This window comes from Streptococcus caballi DSM 19004 (assembly GCF_000379985.1).
Classification (GTDB): Bacteria; Bacillota; Bacilli; order Lactobacillales; family Streptococcaceae; genus Streptococcus; species Streptococcus caballi.
In genome coordinates this window covers 1-20,885 of record NZ_KB904071.1, presented here as the reverse complement: position 1 = coordinate 20,885, position 20,885 = coordinate 1, and the positions used below count along the sequence as shown (strand labels likewise).

Genomic DNA, 20,885 nt, shown 5'->3' with positions numbered 1-20,885 from the left:
GTAAAGGTTAATTTTCCTTTTCTGATGTGCCTTCTTAATTTTCTCAGGCGATGCAATCATCACTTTTCATAATGCTGATTTGACTTCAAGCCTCTACTTTTTTAGTCAGATTGGAAATGGCTTAGCTTTTCATTCTTCTCAATTTTTGATATGATAGGTTGCGGAAAGGAAGAAAGTTTTTGAAAAGTAAAGCTTTCTTTAATGGTTAGGTATGAATTTTGAAAAAATTGAAGCGGCTTATGAATTAATTTTAGAAAATAGCCAGCTGATTGAAAATAAGTTAAAAACCCATATTTATGACGCCTTGATTGAGCAGAATTCTTTTTATCTGGGGGCTGACGGTGCAGATGATAGAGTAAAAGCCAATAATGATAAACTGCGGCAGCTTGATTTGACCAAGGAAGAATGGCGTCGAGCCTTTCAATTTCTTTTTATCAAGGCTGCGCAAACGGAACAGCTTCAGGCAAATCATCAATTCACCCCAGATGCTATCGGCTTTATCCTCCTTTACCTCATGGAACAGCTGACCAATTCAGATAAGCTAGACATTCTGGAAATTGGTAGTGGAACTGGAAATCTGGCTTATACACTTCTGAACAATAGTTCCAAGCAGTTGGATTATTTGGGAATTGAAGTGGATGACTTGTTAATTGACTTGTCGGCTAGTATTGCAGAGGTCATGGGTTCTAATGCTCAATTTCTACAAGAAGATGCAGTACGCCCGCAGATTTTGAAGGAAAGTGATGTTATCCTCAGTGATTTACCAGTTGGTTTTTATCCCAATGATGACATTGCAAAGCGTTATCAGGTGGCTAGTTCAGAAGGTCATACTTATGCCCATCATCTGCTCATGGAACAATCACTTAAATACCTCAAAAAGGACGGCCTAGCTATCTTGCTAGCACCAGCAAACCTCTTGACCAGCCAGCAAAGTCCCCTCTTGAAAAAATGGTTGCAAGGCTATGCGGATATTATCGCTGTCATCACCTTGCCAGATAAAATCTTTGGTAATCCTGCTAATGCCAAGTCTATTTTCGTTCTGAAAAAGCAGAGCGACCACAAGCCTGAAGCTTTTGTCTATCCTTTGACGGATCTCCAAGACAAGGCTGTTTTGGCAGATTTCATTGAAAATTTCACAAAATGGAAATCTGAAGATAGGCATTTGTGAAATTTTATGATAGAATAGGGGTATATTCTGAAAACGCTTTAGAGGGGGATATATGTCAAAAACAATTTCAATTAATGCGGGCAGTTCAAGCCTTAAATGGCAACTATATAAAATGCCTCAAGAAGAGGTGATTGCTAAGGGGTTGATTGAGCGCATTGGGCTTGAGGATGGTGTTTCAACTGTTAAGTTTAATGGTCAAACAGAATCAGAAACAACAGATATTCCAGACCACAAAGCAGCTGTAAAAATCTTGTTGGACGATTTGATTCGTCTCAATATTATTGCAAATTATGAAGAAATCACAGGAGTTGGTCACCGTATCGTAGCTGGTGGCGAGTATTTCAAGGAATCAGCTTTAGTTGATGAAAAAGTTATTGAGCAAGTTGAGGAATTGTCTCTCTTGGCACCTCTACATAATCCTGGCGCTGCCTTGGGCATCCGTGCTTTTAAAGAGTTGCTACCGGACATTACCAGTGTAGTTGTCTTTGATACGGCTTTCCACACGTCTATGCCAGAAGTAGCTTACCGTTACCCAATTGCTAACCGCTACTACGAAGACTACAAGGTGCGCAAGTACGGAGCTCACGGTACAAGCCATCAATACGTTGCGGGCGAAGCCGCTAAAATTTTAGATAAACCGCTTGAAGAGCTGAAATTAATTACTTGCCATATCGGTAATGGTGCTTCTATCACTGCGGTTGATGGTGGTAAATCAGTGGATACCTCAATGGGCTTGACACCACTTGGTGGTGTTATGATGGGAACGCGTTCTGGGGATCTTGATCCAGCTATTATCCCATTCTTGATAGACCGCGAACCAGAACTAGCTGACGCTGAAAAAATTCGTAATGTTTTCAATCGCGAATCTGGTCTCCTAGGTATTTCTGAAAAATCAAGCGATATGCGTGACATCATCGCAGGTATGCATGAAGGTGACCATAATTCGACTTTGGCCTTCAACATGTTTATTGATCGCCTCAAGAAGTATATTGGTCAATATGTTGCCGTGTTGAATGGTGTTGACGCCATTGTCTTTACTGCTGGTATTGGTGAAAATTCAGACGTGGTACGTGAGGCGGTGATTTCTGGCTTGACATGGTTTGGTGTTGACCTCGACCCTGAAAAGAATGTTCCAGGCGCTAACGGTATTATCTCAACAGATGCAGCTAAGGTTAAGGTTCTAGTTATCCCAACCGATGAAGAGCTTGTCATCGCGCGTGATGTAGAACGCCTTAAAACTAAATAAGTTATCAAAAAATTGATAAGACCAGAAAAGTTGACTGAGCAATCGGTCAGCTTTTTTGTGTGTTTCGAAAAATGAAGTTTGTGTAGAAAATAAAAAAAACAAATGATGGCAATGGCAACATTTGTTTTGATTTTAGGATTAATGATTTTTAGAGCTCTTTTGCTCTGTCAATTGTTACGTCAATGGCTGAGACGACAGAGGCTGTTAAACCTGTTTTTTCTAAATCCAGAAGGCCAGCTATAGTTGTGCCACCAGGGCTGCAGACCATATCAATCATATCGTGGGGACTGTCGCTGCCTATCAAGAGATTTTCAGCGGTGGCAAGTACTGTTTGGCTGGCGATGTCGAGCGCTTGTTGCTTGGTCAGACCATGCTTGACGCCAGACTTAGCCAAGGATTCAATGAAGAGTGCGATGTAGGCTGGGCTAGAACCTGCAAGAGCAGTGAAGGTGTCAAAATCTTTTTCTGCGATTTCAAAGGTCGAGCCGAAGCTATCCGTGATTTCCTTAGCAGTGGCCAATAGCTCTGCTGATACCTTGTCATTGGTGCAGATAGCTGTTGTACTCTTAAGAATTTGAGCATTTAGGTTAGGCATAATACGGATGAGTGGCAGGTTTGAGCTGGTCAAATCTGCTAAACGTTCCAAGGTCACACCAGCAGCCATGGATAGGATGGGTTGTTTGAAGGTCAGCTCAGAGAGAACCTTGTCAAACATCTGTGGTTTAATGCCAAGAATAACCAAATCAGCTTCTTCAATGAGTTCTTGATGAGAATGGGCAGCCTCAACTTCTAACTGCTCTGCTATTTCTCTAGAACGAGCGAGAGATGAACCTGAGATGATGATGTCATGTGTTGTGCTGTTTAGGCCGTTGATAATGGCAGTCGCCATCTTACCAACACCGATAAATCCAATTTTCATATTAGTACCCCTTAATCAAGTCAACGGTCGAACGATCCAATTTCTTAACGATAGCTTGTAAGAAAGCTTGTGCTTGGAGAAAATCGTCCATAGCGTAGAGTGTTTGGTGAGAATGAATGTAGCGAGCACAGACTCCAATAGTTGTTGAAGGAACACCGCCATTCTTGAGATGAGCAGCACCAGCATCTGTGCCACCTTTTGCTGCGTAATATTGATACTTGACACCAGCTTCCTCTGCAGTTGTCAGTAAGAAGTCGCGCATGTCTTTGAGCATGATGTGACCTGGGTCATAGAAACGGATAAGAGTGCCATCTCCGATATGTCCTTGGTTGCCGTAAACATCACCAGCAGGTGAACAGTCAACTGCTAAAAAGATTTCTGGGTCAAACTTGGTTGTTGACACATGAGCACCACGTAGGCCAACTTCTTCTTGGACATTGGCACCAGCAATCAAAGTGTTGCCTAGTTGTTCATTTTGTAGGCTTTGCAGGAGTTCTGCGACCATGAGAATACCATAGCGGTTATCCCAAGCTTTAGAAATAACATTTTTTTGGTTGGCGGTCAGGATAGCCTCTGATTTTGGCACGATGATGTCACCTGGACGCACACCAAAGCTTTCAGCTTCTGCCTTGTCCGCAAAACCTCCGTCAAATACAATATCTTCCACTTTTGGTAAAGAGGCTCCGCCATTGTTCCCGCGTAAGAAGTGGGGAGGTACAGAGCCAGAGATGACTGGGATGGCAGTACCTGTGCGCGTGTAGAGGGTGAAGCGCTGTGAGCTGACAACTAGTGGGTTCCATCCACCGATTCCGACCACGCGTAGAGTGCCATCAGGCTTAATTTCGCTAATCATAAAGCCAACTTCGTCCATATGAGCAGCTACCATGACATGCGGAGCCTCTTTTGCTTGACTGTGTTTGATACCGAAAATACCGCCAAGACCATCTGTTTGAACCTCATCTACCAAAGGCGTGATTTTACCGCGCAGGTAGTTGCGCACATTGTGCTCGTAGCCAGCGATGCCGTCTAGTTCGGTCACTTCTTTGATTTTACTAAATAAATCCGTCATAAATACCTCAATTCTATATCTCCTATTTTAGCACGTTTTATGGTAAAATAAAGCTTATGAAAAACAAAAAGAGTCGGCTAGCCTTAGGTTTAGGGATTGTGGGGATCAGCGGTGCGCTTGCCCTGAGTCTGGTTATTAAAAAAGAGCTAGCAGAAAGAAAAGCAGAAAAAATCAAGGCTACGCTTCGCCAGTTTTTTGACCAACTGGGAGAGATTGCAGTCCTCTACGTGAATGAGACAGAGTCTGACACGCAGGTCACCCGTGGTGGCGTGGTTATGACTGATGGTAGAGTCTACCAATTCAGCTATGAAAAGGGTCAGATTGCCTATGAGGAGGAGAAAGTATGATTGAGCCGAAAACTTACGAAGATTTGGCATCCTATCTTGAGAGAGATGGCAAGGTTGTCTTCTTTTTCACTGCCGATTGGTGCCCTGATTGCCAGTTTATCTATCCAGCTATGCCAGAGATTGAGGCTGACAATCCAGAATTGACCTTTGTGCGCGTGGACCGCGATGATTTTATGGAGGTTGCCCAGCGTTGGAATATTTTTGGTATTCCAAGTTTTGTTGTAGTGGAAAATGGTAAGGAGATTGGTCGTTTGGTCAATAAACAACGTAAGACTAAAACGGAGATTAACAGTTTTTTAGCAGGCTGTGATGTCCACTGATTGCCTAAAAAAGCTTAAAATTAACTATTGATAAAGAGGGAAAAAGAAGATGATTTTTGCATACAATAAAGAATATGTTGGCGATGTCCTCATGGTGATTTTGCAAGACACTAAGGACATCAAGCGCGATGTTGAACGCAAAGGGAAGGTAGCACGTGTTTTCGATGAAAAGGGCACTACCTTGGCTTGGAATATTTTTGATGTGTCAAGCTTGATTGACCTGACAGGCAGTGGTCAAGTCTTCTTGACAGACTACCAAGTAGCTACGCTCAATGCTGAGTTGGCTAAAGAAGGCTTTGCAGAACAACTAGAAAATGATAACACTCCAAAATTTGTTGTCGGACAGATTATCGAAATGGTTGACCACCCAGACAGTGACCACTTACATATTTGCCAAGTGGAAATCAATGGTGGTCAATGTGTTCAAATCGTTTGTGGTGCGCCAAATGCAGCGCAGGGGCTCAAAACGGTTGCAGCCCTGCCAGGAGCTATGATGCCAAACGGTAGCCTTATCTTTCCAGGTAAACTGCGCGGGGAAGACAGTTTTGGGATGCTTTGCTCGGCTCGTGAGCTTGAATTGCCAAACGCTCCGCAAGTTCGTGGCATTATTGAATTGGCTGACAGCGCGACTGTTGGTGATATCTTTGATTCCAAAAAAACACTGGACAGCATAATAGACTAAACGGCTTGAAAAAGTCGTTTTTTCTTGCTAAAGATCATTTTTTGTTATATAATCAAGTCGACTGATTATCAGAGGAGGTGATTAAATGAGGCTAGAAGAGTCTTGGGGCTTTCAAATTAGTAAAATTGGTCAGGAAATGGACAGGCGATTTTCTAAAATCTTAGAACCTTATGCTATAAGCTCTAGAGAGTATGGTGTACTACTGACAATACATGAGCAGACTTTACTGACACAACTGAAAATTGGTGAGTTAAATAAGTTGGATCGCACGACCATTGGTCAGCTTGTTGATCATTTAGAAGCCAAAGGTTTTTTGCAAAGGCAGAAAAATCCAAAGGATAGGCGCCAAAATCTGTTGGAGTTGACTGAAGCAGGGCAAAACTTGGTCAGGGAGATGTGGCACAAGATGCAAGCTGTTGAGGTAGAGGTTATCCAGACACTACCCGATAGACAAAAAGAAACACTTTTAAGCATAGTAGAAAGGCTAAAGGAAAATGAACATGAATAAACTTGATTTTTTGGAAATGTACTTAGACTTATATATGAACCATTTTGTGGTGTTAGAAGAAATGAAGAAGGAAGCATCAGATATCGTTGTTTTGGATATCCGCAATGCACCTGCTCAGATGAAAAAAGAACAAATTAAGGGAGCTATCGCTTTGCCAGCCAAGGATTTAGCAAACCACTTGGCTGATCTTGATAAAAGCAAAACGTATGTCGTTTATGACTGGAATGGCGGTACAATTTTAGGCAAGCAAGCCTTGTTTATCTTACTAAAAGCTGGTTTCAAAGCCTATGAGTTAGCAGGAGCTTTTGAAGGTTGGAAAGGGATGAGCTTACCAACAGAAACTTGTTAAGAAAAAAGACGGGCAACCGTCTTTTTTAATAGCCTTTCCAGCTGTTTAGAAGTATTTCTTTTAATCTGGCTGTCAGCATATTTTCTTTCTCCAAGGAGAAATACAGGCACATCAGGACGTTTTCGAAATTAAGAGAGGTAAAATAGGTTTCTGGACTTTGGTCTAGAAAGTCTAGGTCTTCTATCCAGTCTGCGATCTGCTCTTGTGTGAGCTTTTTTTGTAAAATGAGCTGAGCTAGCAGGATGGCTATTCTGCGGTCTTCACCTGCTGTGAAAACTTGGGTCTGTTTTTTCAGCACGTGAGTGAGGGTGTCTAGGATTTCTACTATTCTTTCTTTTGGAAAGCAGTCATGCAGACCAACGGAGAGTAGTAACTCTGACCCATGTGCTAGGGCATGGACCCAGCCGTATTCAGTATGCCAGTCAGTTATGTCAGTTTCTGCGACAAGGTAATTAAAAGCAGCGTCAAAAAGAGTTTGCCGGTCATTTTCGGATAATAAGTGATAGTAGGGACTATTGACTGTGGCATCCCTATCAAGGATGAGGGCAAAGACCAAGGCTGTAAAAGAGCGAGTCAAAGTTGCTGCGCCCTTTTCCTCTATCTTGTAGAACAAGATGTTTCTTTGCTTCAGTTCGTCAAAGAGATAAGAAAAAAGTTCAGGCTCTATGAGATGATCCAAAAGCGCGTGACAAAAGCTACTGTAAACGAGTTGGTCTCGGACAGCAGGATTGGTATCGCCAATGTGGTCAATCAGCCAGAGCAGTTCTTTTCAGTTGTAGGCTTGAGTGCCTTCTAATTTTTTGCTTAAGAGATCTTTCATAATTTCTCCGTTCTTATCATCTTAATAGCTATTGCCAGCAGTACAATAATTCCTAACAAGAAGAGCAGATTTAGCTTGATGACTAAGGCTGACATGAGGATGTTATTACTAGCATGGAAAACCATGCTGGCAAAGATTGACTTGGTGCGACTGTAAACGCCTGTGTTCCAAAAGTAGACGACGATGGCTAGCATAGCAAAAGCCAAGAAGGAAGTTTCCTGATGTGAGTTGCCTTCAATAAACCAAAGAGGAATATGATAGACAGCCCAGATACAGCCTGATAGGAAGGTAGTTAGCACGGGAGAGTATTTTTGCTGCATGAGTGGCTACAGACTACCTCGCCAGCCGATTTCTTCCTGCCCTCCATCGCAAATAAGGGCACGAAAAAGGCTGAGTGGTATTAAGGAGAGGGGAAGACTTGGGTTGAGCTGCCTAGATGAAACCGCGATAAATGCTAATTCTAGTAGAAGAAAGCTGATGAGGTATAAGCAGCTCCGCCATTTTTCAAAGAAAATAATTTCTGAGTCAATATTGCTAAGCAAGGTTTTTCGACAGTCCAAAAGCCAACTACTGGTCCGAAACCGCCAATATAAAAAAGGTTTGTAGGCAGAAGGTCAGCTCGCTTCAGGGTTGTAGCATGTGTTAGCAGAGAGGTAAGCAAGCAGAAGATCCAAGTGAAGGTAAAGGTGCTGATTAGGAAGTGTCGTAGCTTTTCCATTTAACACTCCTTTCGCAAGGTCACGTGGTGGAAAAAGGCGATGTCTTTGTAAGGTTTCTGGTTGGCAACAGCAAGCTCAAACTTGGTGAGATTTTCCAGCCAGCCTTCTTGGGTCTTGAAACTATTGGGCTGTAGAGCGTAGAGTGTTCGGATGCCTTGATAGTTTTTAATGGTGAGGTCAGTGTGGGCGGCTAATTCTTCTAAGGAGTAGGTGTCGCCTTGGGTAAAAGCTGCGCTTTGGTAGCTATCTTTTCCTGCTAAGGTATCTAAAGCGGTGGGGATGTCATTATTAAAGACCACGCTGTGAAGGACTTTTCCGACAGAGTGGTGCTTGATGAGCGACAGCTCGCCGCCAACTTTCAGGAGGCGCTCAAATTCGGATAGATAATCAGCATGCTCAGTTTTTGGGATGTATTCTAGCACATTGTGGCAGATGATGGTATCAAAGGTTTGCTCTGGCAAGGCTTTGAGTGTTTCAAGACTGCCTTGGATTTTGGTGAAACTCTGTGTGTCATCCGCAAAGAGCAGATCTGCATTTGGCTCAATGGCGGTAACGGTATTGTTTTGGGATAAATGCTGCGCAGTGATGCCAAAACCAGCACCGAAGTCTAGCACGGTTTGGTTTTGGACGTGGGAGAGTTGCGCAAAAATCAACTCGTACATGATTTTTCCCCAAGGCTGCGCCAGCATTTCCCTATAAGCCTTCAAATCAATCGTCATGATAACCTCCAAATTTTTTCTTTATTGTAACATTTTTCACAGGCCTTGCGAATAGTAGAGATAAGGAGGTACAAAAATGTACAATAAAGTTATTATTATCGGACGCCTTACAGCAACGCCTGAGATGGTCAAGACACCCAACGACAAGTCAGTCACGCGCGTGACCGTCGCGGTCAACCGCAGATTTAAGAACCAAAATGGCGAGCGTGAAGCAGATTTTGTTAATGTTGTCGTCTGGGGGCGCTTGGCTGAGACCCTAGCGTCCTATGGTAGCAAGGGCAGCCTTATTTCTTTAGACGGAGAATTGCGCACCCGTAAGTACGAAAAGGATGGGAAGACTCACTATGTGACCGAAGTTTTAGCCCAGTCTTTCCAACTTTTGGAGAGCCGAGCCCAGCGTGCCATGCGTGAAAATAATGTGTCAGGTGACCTGACAGATTTGGTTTTAGATGAGGAAGAATTGCCCTTCTAAAGTAGCTATTCATTTCTGATATTAATGTTAAAAGACAGAGACGGTTGTTTCTGTCTTTTATTTTGGTGATGAATGTCATTGAATGAGGTTACATTTGTTAGTTTGAAAGCGGTTTTAAATTTTATATAATAAATTTAAATGAGAGCAAGAAGTTTGAGAATAGAATTAGTATTAGAGATGAGGTGCTTGAGGGAGTCTTGATCAGATGATTTTTTATCAAATGAGGAACGAGGGTAACGATAAATAGAAACTATAGGATACAAAATAAAAGGAGGCTATTATGAAACAAGCAGAGGAAACAAACTGTACCAATTGGTACATGCGAAAAAGCGGCAAGAAGTGGATTTTTGGTTGCTCGGTGGTTCTACTAGGTCTTTTCTTAGGGGGGGCGATGCAAGACGTCCAAGCAGAGGATGGCTCAGTATCTTCGACAGTCATAGTAGCAGATAGCACTCAAACGACGCCAACAGAGGAGGCTATCCCTAATCAGTCTAGCTCTACAGAGTCCAATCTTTCTGCAAAGACTGAAGAGTTAGCAGACCCTCTTGTAGAAACCGCAGCAAGGTCAGGTGCCCAAGAGAGCACTGTTCAGGCTGAATCCCAACCTGTTGAAGAAGAAACCGTAGCCAGTCAGCCAGAAGTAGTTCAGGGGGAAGAGCAAGATGTAACCACGGCAGAAGCAGTCCCAGACACTCTAGCAGAGTCAGAAATGGCAGTCAGTGATGAAATGGCGGAAACTGCCACTGCCGATTTAGCAAGTAAAGAGGTAGAAGCTATGTCAGCCAAGGAAGAGCCTACTAATGAGGCAACGTCAACAGAGGCAGGGCCCTCTTTAGCAAAGCCTACTGAAAATCAGCCTCATCTATTGAAAAATGAGGTCCGTGAACAAAAGGAGGTCACCCCTGCGACAGAAGGTTACAAGACTAATCTTGAAGGTTTATCCTATGATAAGGCTGTATGGCAATCACAAGCTGATGGCTTGTACAGCAATGCAGTGGGAAAAGGGGATAACTTCTTATATTCTCAGACCAAGGGAAAGAACTTTATTTTCCAAACAGATGTTACCTTCTTAAAAAATGAAGGGGCAGCTTCTCTGACCTTCCGTTCTAATAATGACCCTAACGACCTCAAAAATTATACGGTTAATGTGGATGCTAGCAGTCATAAAGTCAAGCTATGGCGTTGGGCAGAAGCTAATCTGATTGACGAAAAAGACATCGCTCCGACTAAGGATAATCATTACCAACTAAAAGTTATTGCCATAGATGAGTGGATTTCATATTATGTTAACGATGTTTTGGTAGCTAATTTGAGCGATTACACCATGCAACGTAATGACAGGGGACAAACTACCTATATTCCAGAAGGTTACTTTGGCCTACTCAACTGGAATGGGGAAATGGTTTTCCAAAATACCTTCTATACCCCAATCAAGGATACAGAAACACCGCTTATTGATGATGTTACAGTTACGTCTAAGACAGGAACAGTAGAACAAAAAGGACAATTCTTCCCTAAAGAAGCAACACATATCCAGTATGTCAAAAATAATGCGACAACTGTTGATTTGACTTTTGCCACTCGCAATCCGGGGGCGGTCATCACAGTGACGGATACTGCGGGCAATATCTACAAAGACTTTTCAAATATTCCTTTGGCTGTTGGCGCTAACTATCTGACTGTTACAAGCCAATTGCCAACGGCTAGCGGAGAAGTCGTAACCGTAACTTATCGTCTCAATATTCATAGAAGACAAGCCGATAATATTTACTATAATGAACTTTACCGCGACCAATACCACTATTCTGTTAAGGATGGCTGGGCTAATGACCCTAATGGCCTCGTTTATTACAATGGTACCTACCATATGTTCTATCAATTCTACGATGATACCAAATGGGGTCCAATGCATTGGGCTCATGCAACTAGTAAAGATTTGGTTACTTGGAAAGAAGAACCGATTGCTTTTTATCCAGATGAAAATGGTGCCATGTTCTCTGGCTGTATTGTGGTAGACGACAAAAACACATCTGGTTTCTTTGAGGAAGGCAAGGGTGGCCTTGTTGCTCTGATTACTGCTGACGGTGAAGGTCAACGGATTAAATTGGCCTATAGCACGGATGAAGGTAAAACTTGGACTAAATCTGACAAGATTGCGGCAGATTGGTCAAATGATCCTCTCAACAACCGCGACTTCCGTGATCCGAAAGTCTTTCGTTGGGAAGATAAGTGGTTTATGGTTGTTGCTGGTGGACCGCTCCGCATTTATTCATCAGATAATTTGAAGGATTGGACGGTTGAGACAACCTATTCTGATTTGCATACGGAATGTCCAGATCTTTACCCGATAAAGGCTAGTGATGGCGCTGTGAAATGGGTGCTGTCCCGCGGCGGTCGATACTATAAAGTCGGAGACTTTAAACAAGTTGATGGCAAATGGGCTTTTATTGCGGATGCAGACTATCAAGACCGTGATGCTATCATGAATTTTGGTAAAGATTCTTATGCAGCCATGACCTACTATGTTCAAGATTTTGGCAACAGCACTAATCCGACACTGCCTAAGTTGGTTGAGTTGAACTGGATGAATACTTGGGATGATTACTGTAATCTTGTTGCAGATACGGTTAATCAAAAATTTAACGGGACCTTTAACCTGAACTTGACTCTAGGTTTGGTCAAAGAAGGCAACAAGTATGTGTTGACACAAACACCAATCGAAGCTTATAAAGATTTACGAGATGTTAAACATGCGATTGTTTATCATAATGTCAAGGTTTCTAATACTAATAGACTATTTAAAGGTTTTGCTTCTGACACTTATGAAATTGTTGCGACATTCAGACCAGGAGCCAAGACAAGCAAGGTAGGATTTGACCTTCGTGTCGGGGATAATGAGGTGACTAAGGTTATCTATGATTTGACAACAGAGACCTTGTCACTGGATCGCAGTCAATCAGGTATTATTTTAAGTGATTTATTTTCACAAGTGAACAGTCAAAAAGTCACTAAAAATGCAGATGGTAGCATTGACTTGCATATCTTCGTTGATAGAGCTAGTGTTGAAGTTTTTGCTAAGGGTAATACGGTTGCGGGAGCCAATCAAATTTTCCCTGCCCCAGGTAGTCTTGGCTTAAAAGTCTTTGCTGAGGGAGCAAGTGCCCGAGCAGACATTGCTGTTTACCCTTTAAAGAGCATCTGGAAGGACAAAAACACGGTTAATTATGCTTTGGATGTTATCCAATCCTCTCCTAAGACAATCCGTTTAAGTGTGGGTGACAAAACGGACTTGAAGGCCTATATTATGCCAGCGGCTGCACCGCAGAATGTCCTTTGGACAGTTGCCAATCCTAGTTTGGTTTCATTAGTTACTAAAGGAAATCACCTAACAGTCAAAGGGCTTAAAAAAGGGACAACAATCATTAGGGCGACAGCCAAAGAAAACCCATCGCTTTATAAAGAATTTAGCATAGAAGTTTTTGAAAATAATTTCAATACCAATTTGAAAGATCTCAAGTCGGTATCAGGAAACTGGTACATTGACGGAGAAACGCTTTATGATTCTAATCAAAGTGCTAACGATGCTTACATGACATCTGACAAGCTAGCATTCAACGAATATGAAATGGATGTTGACGTTAAATATACGAAAGGGCTTGTCAATATCTTCCTCGCTTCTGCTAGCAGTGACCCTGCTAATGCTTATGCCATCCAAGTTGGTGATACTAAATCAGTTCGTCTCTACCGTTTCTATGGGGAAAACATTGCAGAAGCTCCTCTCACGGCAGCGCTTAATGATGGTAAGTACCACCATATTAAGTTGATTAAGACTAACTCTGCTGTGAAGGTTCTTATTGATAATCAAGAAGTCATGGATTATACTTTTACTGCGGTGGATGATTCCTTTAATAAGCCATTTGTTGGTCTCGGTCTTTGGGATGGTGCTCTGGAAGTTCAAAACTTTACCGTGAAAAATTTACATCCGACAGAAGATCCTGATGTTCCGAAAGAGGAAAAGGAATTACTGGATTTTGTAGAAAACATTCGCTCGATTTTGGATAAAACAGGACTTTCTTCCTTTGTCAATTTAAAAGTTAGCTATCACGCAACAGGTGATAGCAAGGCATCAAAAAGATTGACAGCCAAGGTTGTGATTGATATATCCTTTCCTCGGTCAACTCGAATGTCTAAGCTATTAATTCAACAAAAAATATTTATTTTATCTTATCAATTGATGCAGCTAAAAGAATTAATACAGCCCTCTGCTCTTCAAATTCAGATTTTAGGAAAGCCGATAGTTTCACCTATCATCAATACTAGACATTGGTGGTAATTATTTAGGCGCTTAGTCTTTGTATAAATGACTAGGCATCACATCATGGAGGAGGCATTTTCTGCCTCCTCTTTTGCTGTTCTGTAAAGCTTTTGGAAACGATTTTCTTTGTCCCTTAAAACATGCTATAATGTAGAGGAAAATGACAGACTGAGAGGGATTGCTGATGCGTTTAATTTTTAGCGATATTGATGGGACTTTGATAAATAGTGACTTTCTTGTCACACCACGTACGAAAGAAGCTATTCGTCGGGTAGTTGACCAGGGAAATTGTTTTATTCCGATTTCAGCTCGTATGCCTGAGGCTATTAAGCCTATTATAGACAGCATCGGCATCACAAGTCCCATTATCTCTTATAATGGGGCTCTGCTGCAAGATGAAAATGATGAGACCATCGCCTCTAGTCCGATGACGACAGCTCAGGCTTTGGAGCTCTGCCAATTGATTGAAAATGAAACTCCAGAAATCGTTTGGAACATTTACAGTTACCACGATTGGTATGCTAAAGACCGTTCGGATTATTGGATTAAGCGGGAGGAAAACATCGTTGGAGTCGTGGCAAAAGAGGCTGCGCTCTCAAGCTTGACTGGCTTGGGAGAGGTTCACAAAGTGCTGCTCATGGGAGACCCCGAGAAGATTGGACCGCTAGAAGTTGACTTGAAAAAACGCTATCCAGACCTGTCCATCGCCAAATCAGCTCCTTATTTCATTGAAATTATGGCTAGAGGTATTAGGAAAGGTCATGCAGTTGAGGTCTTTACAGCCTACATGGGTCTGAGTTTGGCGGATACTATGGCCTTTGGGGACAATTTTAATGATTTGGATATGCTGCAGACCGTTGGTAAAGCCTATGTCATGAGCAATGGTCCGAAGGAGGTTCAGGAGGCTATCGGTCATGTGACAGCAGACCATGATCATGATGGCATTGCCCAAATACTAGAGCGAGATGTGCTATGAGGATTAGAAAAATAGGGCAAGCTATTAGAGAGCATAAGTTAATCTGCCTTATGGTTTCTCTGGGGATTTTTCTTGTGCTGGGCATCTATGGTCAGTATAAGCTGTCTCCTGTGACACCCAGTCAGGTCAAAATCGGAACGACTTATATGACCATGAATAATACATTTTACAAGATTGTCAATGCAGAGATTGAAAAAGAAGCTGATGCGCGTGGGGATGTGGTTTATACACGTGACCCAGCCCTCAGTGTTGACAAGCAGTGTCAACAGATTGATTATTTTATTGACAAGGGTGTCAACGTGATTATCATCAATCCTGTCAGTAGCCACAGTTCCCGTATCAATGCGGCTTTGAAGAAAGCTCAAGCTCAAGGTATTAAAGTTGTGATTGTTGACAGTCAGCTGGAGAAAAAGGGACTAGCAGATGCAACGATCATCTCAGATAATTATGAGGCAGGTGTTCTGTCAGCTCAAAATATGATAGCTAACCTAGATAAGGCCAATATTCTTTTGCTGGAGCACAGGGAGACCCTGTCAGCAGAAGATCGAATTAAGGGATTTTTGGATACCATTGCCAATCAACCCAAGTATCATGTTGTATCACGTCAGGAGTCTTATGGACAGACTGAGATTGCCATGCCTGCGGTTGAGAAAGTTATTGATGCGGGTATAACATTTGATGTGGTCATGGCCTTGAATGACCGTAGTGCCATCGGAGCTTTGGCTGCTATCAAGGAAAAGAAGCTGATACATAAAATCTATGTCTATGGTGTGGACGGATCGCCTGATATGAAGAACCTCATTAACAATACTAGCGATGTCCAGTCAACCGTCGCTCAGTCACCTGTATCGATGGGGAAAAAAGCCATCCAGGTTGCTTATCAGTTACTTGAAGGTAAACGGTTCAAGACAGTTATCAAAATTCCTGTTACCTTAATTGACAAGAATAACATCAGTCAATTTGATTTATCGGGGTGGCAATAATGAACAATATGAGAACGATTCGTTTTTTAAGACGAGTTTTGATTTTAATCAATTTTGTCGCAGTGATTTACAATGCTTCTTTATATTTATTTGCGACCAAATATATAACGGAAAAAAGGCTCAGTCATTCTCTCATGGAAAATCTGAGCTCCTTACCAGCTACGCCCACCTTAGTCTTCTGGGGTTCTATCCTTTCTTTCGCCTGCCTTTTGCTGGTTATGACCTTGCGAAATTATTACCCTGATAAATCATCTCCAAGCATGAATTGGCTGTTGGTGCTGGAAATTATTTTACTCCTAACGACCTTTGTTTTCCTGCAATCCTCTTACAATGGCCTGATTCTACTGGTTTTCATGGATGTCTTTTATAGTTTTACAGATTTTTATGTCCTGCAGAAAAAGCGTTACTGGCTCGTTTTTCTAGTTCTGAGCTTTGGGGCGCTGCTTGTATCTAACTATGATATTTTATCCTTGGTTGTTAAGATTCCGTCTTTGGATAGTTACCTGAATTTCTATCCAAAGACCACTAGGTTGATGACACTCTTTATCAAGAACTTCCTCACTTCTTTGAATATGGTGGTCTTTATTGTTTCCTTGATTAGTTACATTATGTATTCTGTTTCGGAGAATCATAAGATTGAAGAAGAGCTGCGCATGGCAGCTAGGGCTAATCAGGAACTTAATAACTACGTGGCAGTAGCTGAGAAAATCGTTGAGGATCGTGAACGCAAGCGCATTGCTAGAGAAATCCATGATACTTTGGGACATGCCTTAACAGGGATTTCAGCCGGGATAGACGCTGTGATGGTTTTGATTGATTTGGATCCTAAGCGGGCTAAGGAGCAGCTTAAGAGTGTTTCTAATGTTGTACGTGAAGGTATTCGCGATGTTCGTCGGTCGCTTGAGAAAATGCGGCCTGGTGCTCTTGAAGGCCGAACTCTCAAGGATGCTTTGGAGAAGATGATTAAGGACTATCAAGAATTGTCCAAATTAGAGATTGATTTTGACTACGCTTGGGGAGAGATTGACATGGACATGACTAAGGAGGACATCATTTTCCGTGTAATTCAGGAATCCATCACTAATTCACTTCGCCATGGTCACGCCAGGCATGTAGACATCAAGATGATAAATGATAATGCGAAAGCCTATCACTTACTGATTCAAGACGATGGTATTGGTTTTGACAAGTTGCATTATGGTTATGGGCTGACACAGATGAATGAGCGACTGGCTATCATTGGTGGCAGGGTTGAATTTTACAATGACAAAGGCTTTAAAACCGTTGTATCCATTCCAAAAGTGAAGGGAGAAGAAGAATGATAAAAATTTTAATTGCAGATGACCAAGCTTTAATCCGTGAGTCCTTACAAATTGTCTTATCAGCCTACAAGGACATCGAAGTGGTTGGGACAGTGGGTGATGGTCAGGAAGTTTTGGAAGCCTTGAAATCCTGCCATCCAGATGTCATTCTCATGGATATCCGTATGCCAAAGATGGATGGCGTTCTTTGCACCAAGCAGGTTAAGGAACACTATCCAGATATTAAAATCATCATTTTGACCACTTTTGATGATGACGAATTTATTTTTAGTGCTCTGAAATATGGTGCGTCAGGCTATATCCTAAAAGGGATTTCGACAGATGAGCTCTATCAAGCCATTCACACGGTTAATGGCGGTGGAGCTATGATTAACCCTGATATTGCTACAAAGGTTTTCAAGATTTTTTCTCGCATGGCTCAGTCCAATTTTGCCATTCAAGTTGAAGAAAATAATGTGGATGATTTATCTAAGGTAGAATGGAAAATCATTCAGCAGGTTGGTTTTGGTCTATCAAATAAGGAAATTGCAGCCAAGCTTTTTTTGTCTGAAGGGACAGTTAGAAATTACTTGTCAACTATTCTATCCAAACTTAGCTTGCGTGATCGTACTCAACTGGCTATATGGGCGGTTCAAACGGGTGTGACGACTAGAAATTTTGGTGATGACAGTGATGATGAATAAAAAATGGACTTGGCAAAAAATAGGAGGCTTGTCAGCTCTGCTTTTGCTAGCTATTAGCCTGGTTGGCTGGTTTACCTATGATCGTTATTTTCGGCAAGTCACGCTCAAGCTGGGACTTTACACAGGTAGCAGTTGGGGTGTTCCCAATGGCAATGAGTACAAGCTTATTGATCAGGTCATTGAGGTCTTTGAAAAAAAGCATCCGCGTGTCAAGGTGGTTTACGAAAGCGGTATTGGCAAGGAGGATTATTCCTCTTGGTTATCGGATGCTCTGATCAATGGACAAGAGCCTGATATTTTTGTTTTGCCAGAAAATGATTTTAATCTCTTAGCCTCAACAGGTTCTCTAAAAAAATTAGATGGCTTTGTTGCCTCTGATTTAAAAATATCGGATTTTTACCATTCAGCCTATCAAGCAGGCTCTTATGCAGGACATCAATATGCCCTGCCTTACGAAAGTAATCCAACTATGATGTGTATTAATAAGGATTTGTTGGAAAAAGAAGGAATCAGTATTCCCAAGTCAGGCTGGACCTTGTCGGATTTTTATCGTATTTGCAAGCAAGTAACGCGTGATACAGATGGTGATGGTGTGCTTGATCAGTATGGCTTAGTTGGTTATTCTTGGCAGCAAGCTCTGGCAGCTTATGATGCTCCGCTATTTGACACCTATGGCAGTAAGGCTTACTTTAATACGGAAAACACCAAAGCTGCCTTGTCTTTTCTAATCAAGTTAAATGAGCTTAACCCTCATTACAGTGTCACCACAGAAGATTTTGACCAAGGCAAGGTTGCTTTTCTTCCCATGACTCTAGCTCAGTACAGAACTTACAAACCTTATCCTTATCATGTGTCTAAGTATTCTTCCTTTTCATGGACTTGTGTGCAGATGCCCTCTGCCAGTCCATCTATCAACGCGACGCAGGTTGATACTTCCCTATATGGCTTGTCTTCCAGAACGCATCACAGCAAGCTGGCTTGGGAATTTTTAAAAACTTTAACGGATAATCAAGAGACCCAGCAGGCGCTCTTTGAGACCTCGCAGGGCTCATCTGTTTTGAAAAAGGTCATGAAGAGTTCTGAGAGCAAGGAATTGCTGAAAAATGATGACTTTGGCTCAACGGCCTTGACAGTTGATACTTTAGATTCGATGATGTCTGGAGCGACTGTTCAGCCTAAGTTTAAGCGTTACAACGCCGTTCTAGAAAAAGCGGATTATCTCATCAGCCGGGCTGTGGCCAACAAAACAGTTGACAGTGATTTGGCTGATATTCAGCGACAAATCGAGGATCAGTTGAAATGAGTAATAGATCTACTTATTCATCAAGAATCAGTAGTGAATACAAGCAGAGGAACCTACAGTTTGATGTGTATTTCTAATGGTCAAAGCCCATTCTGACTAGTTGTTTTCAGAAAATTTTTTATAATCCTCATAAGATTAAAAGGAGAATGTTTATGACAGAAATAAAGAGTGATGTATCCCTTGCTTCTCAACGGGCCAATGCTTTAGCCGCCGCTATTTCCGGCCTATCATCTGGTGCAGTTACACTAGATGATAATACCACTGTTGTTGGTAATGCCACTGCAAAATCATTGATTGCCAATCAATCAACCGTCTGCCAAACCCTCGAAAGTCAGCTGACCAACATGGTGGCAAATATCCATTCGCTGGCGTCCGAATTTGAGGTGACAGATACTGGCCTAAGCCAGAGCATTCAAGGAATAAGTAAATGGTAAGAAGCACTACTGAAAAAGAAAAACGTTGGGATGAGTTGAACCGTTTGGAGCAAGAATTATCCGAAAAAGAATATGATTTAAGGCATGAGCGCCGACTTTTAAAGGAATTTGAAGCTGATTATGGTTATGCAGGTTCATTGACTTGCCGTTACGTAGAAGAAACCGCAACCTATTTTCAGGGAAGTCAATATGCCAATCAGATAGCTTGCGAAGAAGAAACTGTTCATAGGGAGTTCTATACCTTAATGGAAACCTTAGCGGAGCAAGACCAACAGTTGCAAAAAGACATTGGGAGACTAGAGGATGAGATTACCCAAGTCATCTTAGACAAGCGTCGACTAAGTTTGGAGGACTAGTGATGGGAATTGATATGTACTTGGGAGATGCCCAGACACAGGCCGCTGGTGTTTCTACCCGTAGCAGCACTCACACAGCCTCTTATACTGCCATGATTGCTGCGGTGGAGGCTTTTTGTGCTGAAGACAGTCTGAGTGGTCGGGCTTATACTTCTGCCAAAGGCTATTGCACAAACTATGTTCTTCCTCTGCTTCAAGGTGCCATTTTATTTGATGAAGCACTGGCGCAGGACTGTCAGTCATATGTAACAGCTTATGAGAGTAATGTCGATAGTAAGAGTTGGCGAGAGGATGATTTGCGGCAACAAATTGCCAATCAAGACACCTTGCTAAGAGAATTAGCTGACCTGAGCGAGCGGGCTAGCAAGAAATCAACCCGGTACTCTCTTTCCCGCCAAATAGCTTCCGCCCAAAGGGTGAGAAATACCCTGCAAACTATTTTGGACAATCTACTGGCTTTTAATGCCAGCTCTACTGGATATTTTACGAACAGCCAAAGTCTTTACGCTTCTTTAAGTTCAGGGTTAAAGGAAATGTCAGGAAGCTGGCAGTCGTCCACTAAAACCTACGCAAGTCCAACAAGTTGTGACGTTACTTGGCGGACGGTTATCGCTGATGGTTGGCAAAAACGTCAGGCAATCCTCGAAAAGCCAACAAGCACGATGGTGAAGAATGTCTCCGCTTCTACCGTAGAGACGGAAGTGGCGCAAATGCCGTGGTCTGAGTTGAGACAGAACTACCTCGCTATTGTAAAAACAAGAGAGCAAAGTCGTCAAACAGGCTCTGGCTATGCGGTGTCAAGCGCAGATGACCTCAAGCGCGATCGGCTGATTGTTGCTCGCTATGAAGCAGAGGCTAAACAGCATACCGATGATAGCCATGTATCAAAAGCCTTTCAAGCAAAAATCAAAGCTATGAGCCTTGATGAGCTTAAGGAAAAGTACCCCTATGTCAGTAGCTACAATCCTTATTATGCTCATCAGGTCTTGTTCAATTTTGACAAAAGCTCCAAGGCGAAGCAACTCTATATTATCAAGTGTTATTATGATCTAGAGTCCAAAGAAACTGTTAGTGTCCGCAGTCAAGACTTCATGGGGGATTATGTTAAGGGCATCAATGAGACAGGTATTAATCCCTTTACAGGAAAAGCAGTTGACAAAGGCACGCAGACGATG

21 protein-coding genes and 2 pseudogenes are annotated in these 20,885 nt (G+C 42.3%); 17 read left to right on the top strand and 6 right to left on the bottom strand.

From position 1 onward, the window contains the following. Window positions 1-211: 211 nt before the first annotated feature. The gene (locus A3GS_RS0103835; protein WP_018364102.1) at window positions 212-1,168 is read left to right on the top strand and encodes a class I SAM-dependent methyltransferase; all 957 of its coding nucleotides are present in this window, start codon (window positions 212-214) and stop codon (window positions 1,166-1,168) included. A 52-nt stretch (window positions 1,169-1,220) separates the two neighbouring features. Then, window positions 1,221-2,414, top strand: a complete 1,194-nt coding sequence (locus A3GS_RS0103830; protein WP_018364101.1) for an acetate kinase — start codon at window positions 1,221-1,223, stop codon at window positions 2,412-2,414. 148 nt (window positions 2,415-2,562) lie between these two features. Here the strand turns inward: A3GS_RS0103830 and proC are convergent, their stop codons facing one another. Beyond that, window positions 2,563-3,333, bottom strand: coding sequence for a pyrroline-5-carboxylate reductase (gene proC, locus A3GS_RS0103825; protein WP_018364100.1), 771 nt, complete (start codon window positions 3,331-3,333; stop codon window positions 2,563-2,565). 1 nt (window position 3,334) lies between these two features. Continuing rightward, entirely contained in the window at window positions 3,335-4,402 is a 1,068-nt protein-coding gene (gene pepA / locus A3GS_RS0103820; RefSeq protein WP_018364099.1) for a glutamyl aminopeptidase, read from the bottom strand. Window positions 4,403-4,458: 56 nt separating this feature from the next. On the opposite strand from pepA, the gene A3GS_RS0103815 reads away from it, so the two are divergent. The 5 genes and pseudogenes from A3GS_RS0103815 to A3GS_RS0103795 all read left to right on the top strand — a co-directional run bounded on the left by A3GS_RS0103815 (window position 4,459) and on the right by A3GS_RS0103795 (window position 6,608). Continuing rightward, window positions 4,459-4,749, top strand: a complete 291-nt coding sequence (locus A3GS_RS0103815) for a DUF4651 domain-containing protein (protein WP_018364098.1) — start codon at window positions 4,459-4,461, stop codon at window positions 4,747-4,749. After that, the gene (locus A3GS_RS0103810; protein WP_018364097.1) at window positions 4,746-5,069 is read left to right on the top strand and encodes a thioredoxin family protein; all 324 of its coding nucleotides are present in this window, start codon (window positions 4,746-4,748) and stop codon (window positions 5,067-5,069) included. The genes A3GS_RS0103815 and A3GS_RS0103810 overlap by 4 nt, the downstream gene beginning before the upstream one ends. Window positions 5,070-5,118: 49 nt before the next feature. After that, a pseudogene (gene ytpR / locus A3GS_RS11465) lies at window positions 5,119-5,743 on the top strand (YtpR family tRNA-binding protein). A gap of 93 nt (window positions 5,744-5,836) precedes the next feature. Next, entirely contained in the window at window positions 5,837-6,259 is a 423-nt protein-coding gene (locus tag A3GS_RS0103800; RefSeq protein ID WP_018364096.1) for a MarR family winged helix-turn-helix transcriptional regulator, read from the top strand. Further along, the gene (locus tag A3GS_RS0103795; protein WP_018364095.1) at window positions 6,252-6,608 is read left to right on the top strand and encodes a rhodanese-like domain-containing protein; all 357 of its coding nucleotides are present in this window, start codon (window positions 6,252-6,254) and stop codon (window positions 6,606-6,608) included. The genes A3GS_RS0103800 and A3GS_RS0103795 overlap by 8 nt, the downstream gene beginning before the upstream one ends. Before the next feature lie 25 nt (window positions 6,609-6,633). On the opposite strand, the gene A3GS_RS0103790 is transcribed toward A3GS_RS0103795, so the two are convergent. From A3GS_RS0103790 to A3GS_RS0103770, 4 genes are all read right to left on the bottom strand, one after another. Beyond that, complete coding sequence (locus A3GS_RS0103790) at window positions 6,634-7,221, bottom strand: DUF2785 domain-containing protein (protein WP_018364094.1); 588 nt, start codon at window positions 7,219-7,221, stop codon at window positions 6,634-6,636. A gap of 203 nt (window positions 7,222-7,424) precedes the next feature. After that, on the bottom strand, window positions 7,425-7,748 hold the full coding sequence (locus tag A3GS_RS12010) for a CPBP family glutamic-type intramembrane protease (RefSeq protein ID WP_018364092.1): 324 nt from the start codon (window positions 7,746-7,748) through the stop codon (window positions 7,425-7,427). A 140-nt stretch (window positions 7,749-7,888) separates the two neighbouring features. After that, entirely contained in the window at window positions 7,889-8,146 is a 258-nt protein-coding gene (locus tag A3GS_RS12005) for a hypothetical protein (protein ID WP_018364091.1), read from the bottom strand. Then, entirely contained in the window at window positions 8,147-8,866 is a 720-nt protein-coding gene (locus A3GS_RS0103770) for a class I SAM-dependent methyltransferase (RefSeq protein ID WP_018364090.1), read from the bottom strand. A 76-nt stretch (window positions 8,867-8,942) separates the two neighbouring features. Here A3GS_RS0103770 and A3GS_RS0103765 point away from each other — a divergent pair, with 76 nt between their 5' ends. The 10 genes and pseudogenes from A3GS_RS0103765 to A3GS_RS0103720 all read left to right on the top strand — a co-directional run. Then, the gene (locus tag A3GS_RS0103765; RefSeq protein WP_018364089.1) at window positions 8,943-9,338 is read left to right on the top strand and encodes a single-stranded DNA-binding protein; all 396 of its coding nucleotides are present in this window, start codon (window positions 8,943-8,945) and stop codon (window positions 9,336-9,338) included. Between the two features lie 280 nt (window positions 9,339-9,618). Beyond that, a pseudogene (locus tag A3GS_RS0103760) lies at window positions 9,619-13,248 on the top strand (GH32 C-terminal domain-containing protein); the annotation flags it as partial. 586 nt (window positions 13,249-13,834) lie between these two features. Beyond that, a complete protein-coding gene (locus A3GS_RS0103755; RefSeq protein ID WP_026216261.1) occupies window positions 13,835-14,629 on the top strand; it encodes a Cof-type HAD-IIB family hydrolase in 795 nt (264 codons plus the stop codon). Then, the gene (locus A3GS_RS0103750) at window positions 14,626-15,612 is read left to right on the top strand and encodes a sugar ABC transporter substrate-binding protein (RefSeq protein ID WP_205617701.1); all 987 of its coding nucleotides are present in this window, start codon (window positions 14,626-14,628) and stop codon (window positions 15,610-15,612) included. The genes A3GS_RS0103755 and A3GS_RS0103750 overlap by 4 nt, the downstream gene beginning before the upstream one ends. Beyond that, complete coding sequence (locus tag A3GS_RS0103745; RefSeq protein ID WP_018364085.1) at window positions 15,612-16,934, top strand: sensor histidine kinase; 1,323 nt, start codon at window positions 15,612-15,614, stop codon at window positions 16,932-16,934. Before A3GS_RS0103750 ends, A3GS_RS0103745 begins: the two co-directional genes overlap by 1 nt. Beyond that, window positions 16,931-17,617 carry a response regulator transcription factor gene (locus A3GS_RS0103740; protein ID WP_018364084.1) on the top strand — a complete coding sequence of 229 codons (687 nt, stop codon included), beginning with the start codon at window positions 16,931-16,933 and terminating at the stop codon, window positions 17,615-17,617. The genes A3GS_RS0103745 and A3GS_RS0103740 overlap by 4 nt, the downstream gene beginning before the upstream one ends. Further along, on the top strand, window positions 17,610-18,920 hold the full coding sequence (locus A3GS_RS0103735) for an ABC transporter substrate-binding protein (RefSeq protein ID WP_026216259.1): 1,311 nt from the start codon (window positions 17,610-17,612) through the stop codon (window positions 18,918-18,920). Before A3GS_RS0103740 ends, A3GS_RS0103735 begins: the two co-directional genes overlap by 8 nt. A gap of 152 nt (window positions 18,921-19,072) precedes the next feature. Continuing rightward, window positions 19,073-19,354 carry a TIGR04197 family type VII secretion effector gene (locus A3GS_RS0103730; protein WP_018364082.1) on the top strand — a complete coding sequence of 94 codons (282 nt, stop codon included), beginning with the start codon at window positions 19,073-19,075 and terminating at the stop codon, window positions 19,352-19,354. Beyond that, a complete protein-coding gene (locus A3GS_RS0103725) occupies window positions 19,348-19,710 on the top strand; it encodes a DUF3958 family protein (protein WP_018364081.1) in 363 nt (120 codons plus the stop codon). Before A3GS_RS0103730 ends, A3GS_RS0103725 begins: the two co-directional genes overlap by 7 nt. 2 nt (window positions 19,711-19,712) lie before the next feature. Then, window positions 19,713-20,885: LXG domain-containing protein (locus A3GS_RS0103720; RefSeq protein ID WP_018364080.1), on the top strand; the 1,173-nt coding region annotated here is incomplete at its 3' end.

Coding starts and splice junctions, on each gene's coding strand:
- A3GS_RS0103750 (WP_205617701.1), top strand. CDS start 14,626: ATGAGGATTAGAAAAATAGGGCAAGCTATTAGAGAGCATAAGTTAATC.
- A3GS_RS0103745 (WP_018364085.1), top strand. CDS start 15,612: ATGAACAATATGAGAACGATTCGTTTTTTAAGACGAGTTTTGATTTTA.
- A3GS_RS0103765 (WP_018364089.1), top strand. CDS start 8,943: ATGTACAATAAAGTTATTATTATCGGACGCCTTACAGCAACGCCTGAG.
- A3GS_RS12005 (WP_018364091.1), bottom strand. CDS start 8,146: ATGGAAAAGCTACGACACTTCCTAATCAGCACCTTTACCTTCACTTGG.
- A3GS_RS0103835 (WP_018364102.1), top strand. CDS start 212: ATGAATTTTGAAAAAATTGAAGCGGCTTATGAATTAATTTTAGAAAAT.
- A3GS_RS0103810 (WP_018364097.1), top strand. CDS start 4,746: ATGATTGAGCCGAAAACTTACGAAGATTTGGCATCCTATCTTGAGAGA.
- A3GS_RS12010 (WP_018364092.1), bottom strand. CDS start 7,748: ATGCAGCAAAAATACTCTCCCGTGCTAACTACCTTCCTATCAGGCTGT.
- A3GS_RS0103740 (WP_018364084.1), top strand. CDS start 16,931: ATGATAAAAATTTTAATTGCAGATGACCAAGCTTTAATCCGTGAGTCC.
- pepA (WP_018364099.1), bottom strand. CDS start 4,402: ATGACGGATTTATTTAGTAAAATCAAAGAAGTGACCGAACTAGACGGC.
- A3GS_RS0103800 (WP_018364096.1), top strand. CDS start 5,837: ATGAGGCTAGAAGAGTCTTGGGGCTTTCAAATTAGTAAAATTGGTCAG.
- A3GS_RS0103730 (WP_018364082.1), top strand. CDS start 19,073: ATGACAGAAATAAAGAGTGATGTATCCCTTGCTTCTCAACGGGCCAAT.
- A3GS_RS0103815 (WP_018364098.1), top strand. CDS start 4,459: ATGAAAAACAAAAAGAGTCGGCTAGCCTTAGGTTTAGGGATTGTGGGG.
- A3GS_RS0103770 (WP_018364090.1), bottom strand. CDS start 8,866: ATGACGATTGATTTGAAGGCTTATAGGGAAATGCTGGCGCAGCCTTGG.
- A3GS_RS0103735 (WP_026216259.1), top strand. CDS start 17,610: ATGAATAAAAAATGGACTTGGCAAAAAATAGGAGGCTTGTCAGCTCTG.
- A3GS_RS0103830 (WP_018364101.1), top strand. CDS start 1,221: ATGTCAAAAACAATTTCAATTAATGCGGGCAGTTCAAGCCTTAAATGG.
- proC (WP_018364100.1), bottom strand. CDS start 3,333: ATGAAAATTGGATTTATCGGTGTTGGTAAGATGGCGACTGCCATTATC.
- A3GS_RS0103795 (WP_018364095.1), top strand. CDS start 6,252: ATGAATAAACTTGATTTTTTGGAAATGTACTTAGACTTATATATGAAC.
- A3GS_RS0103725 (WP_018364081.1), top strand. CDS start 19,348: ATGGTAAGAAGCACTACTGAAAAAGAAAAACGTTGGGATGAGTTGAAC.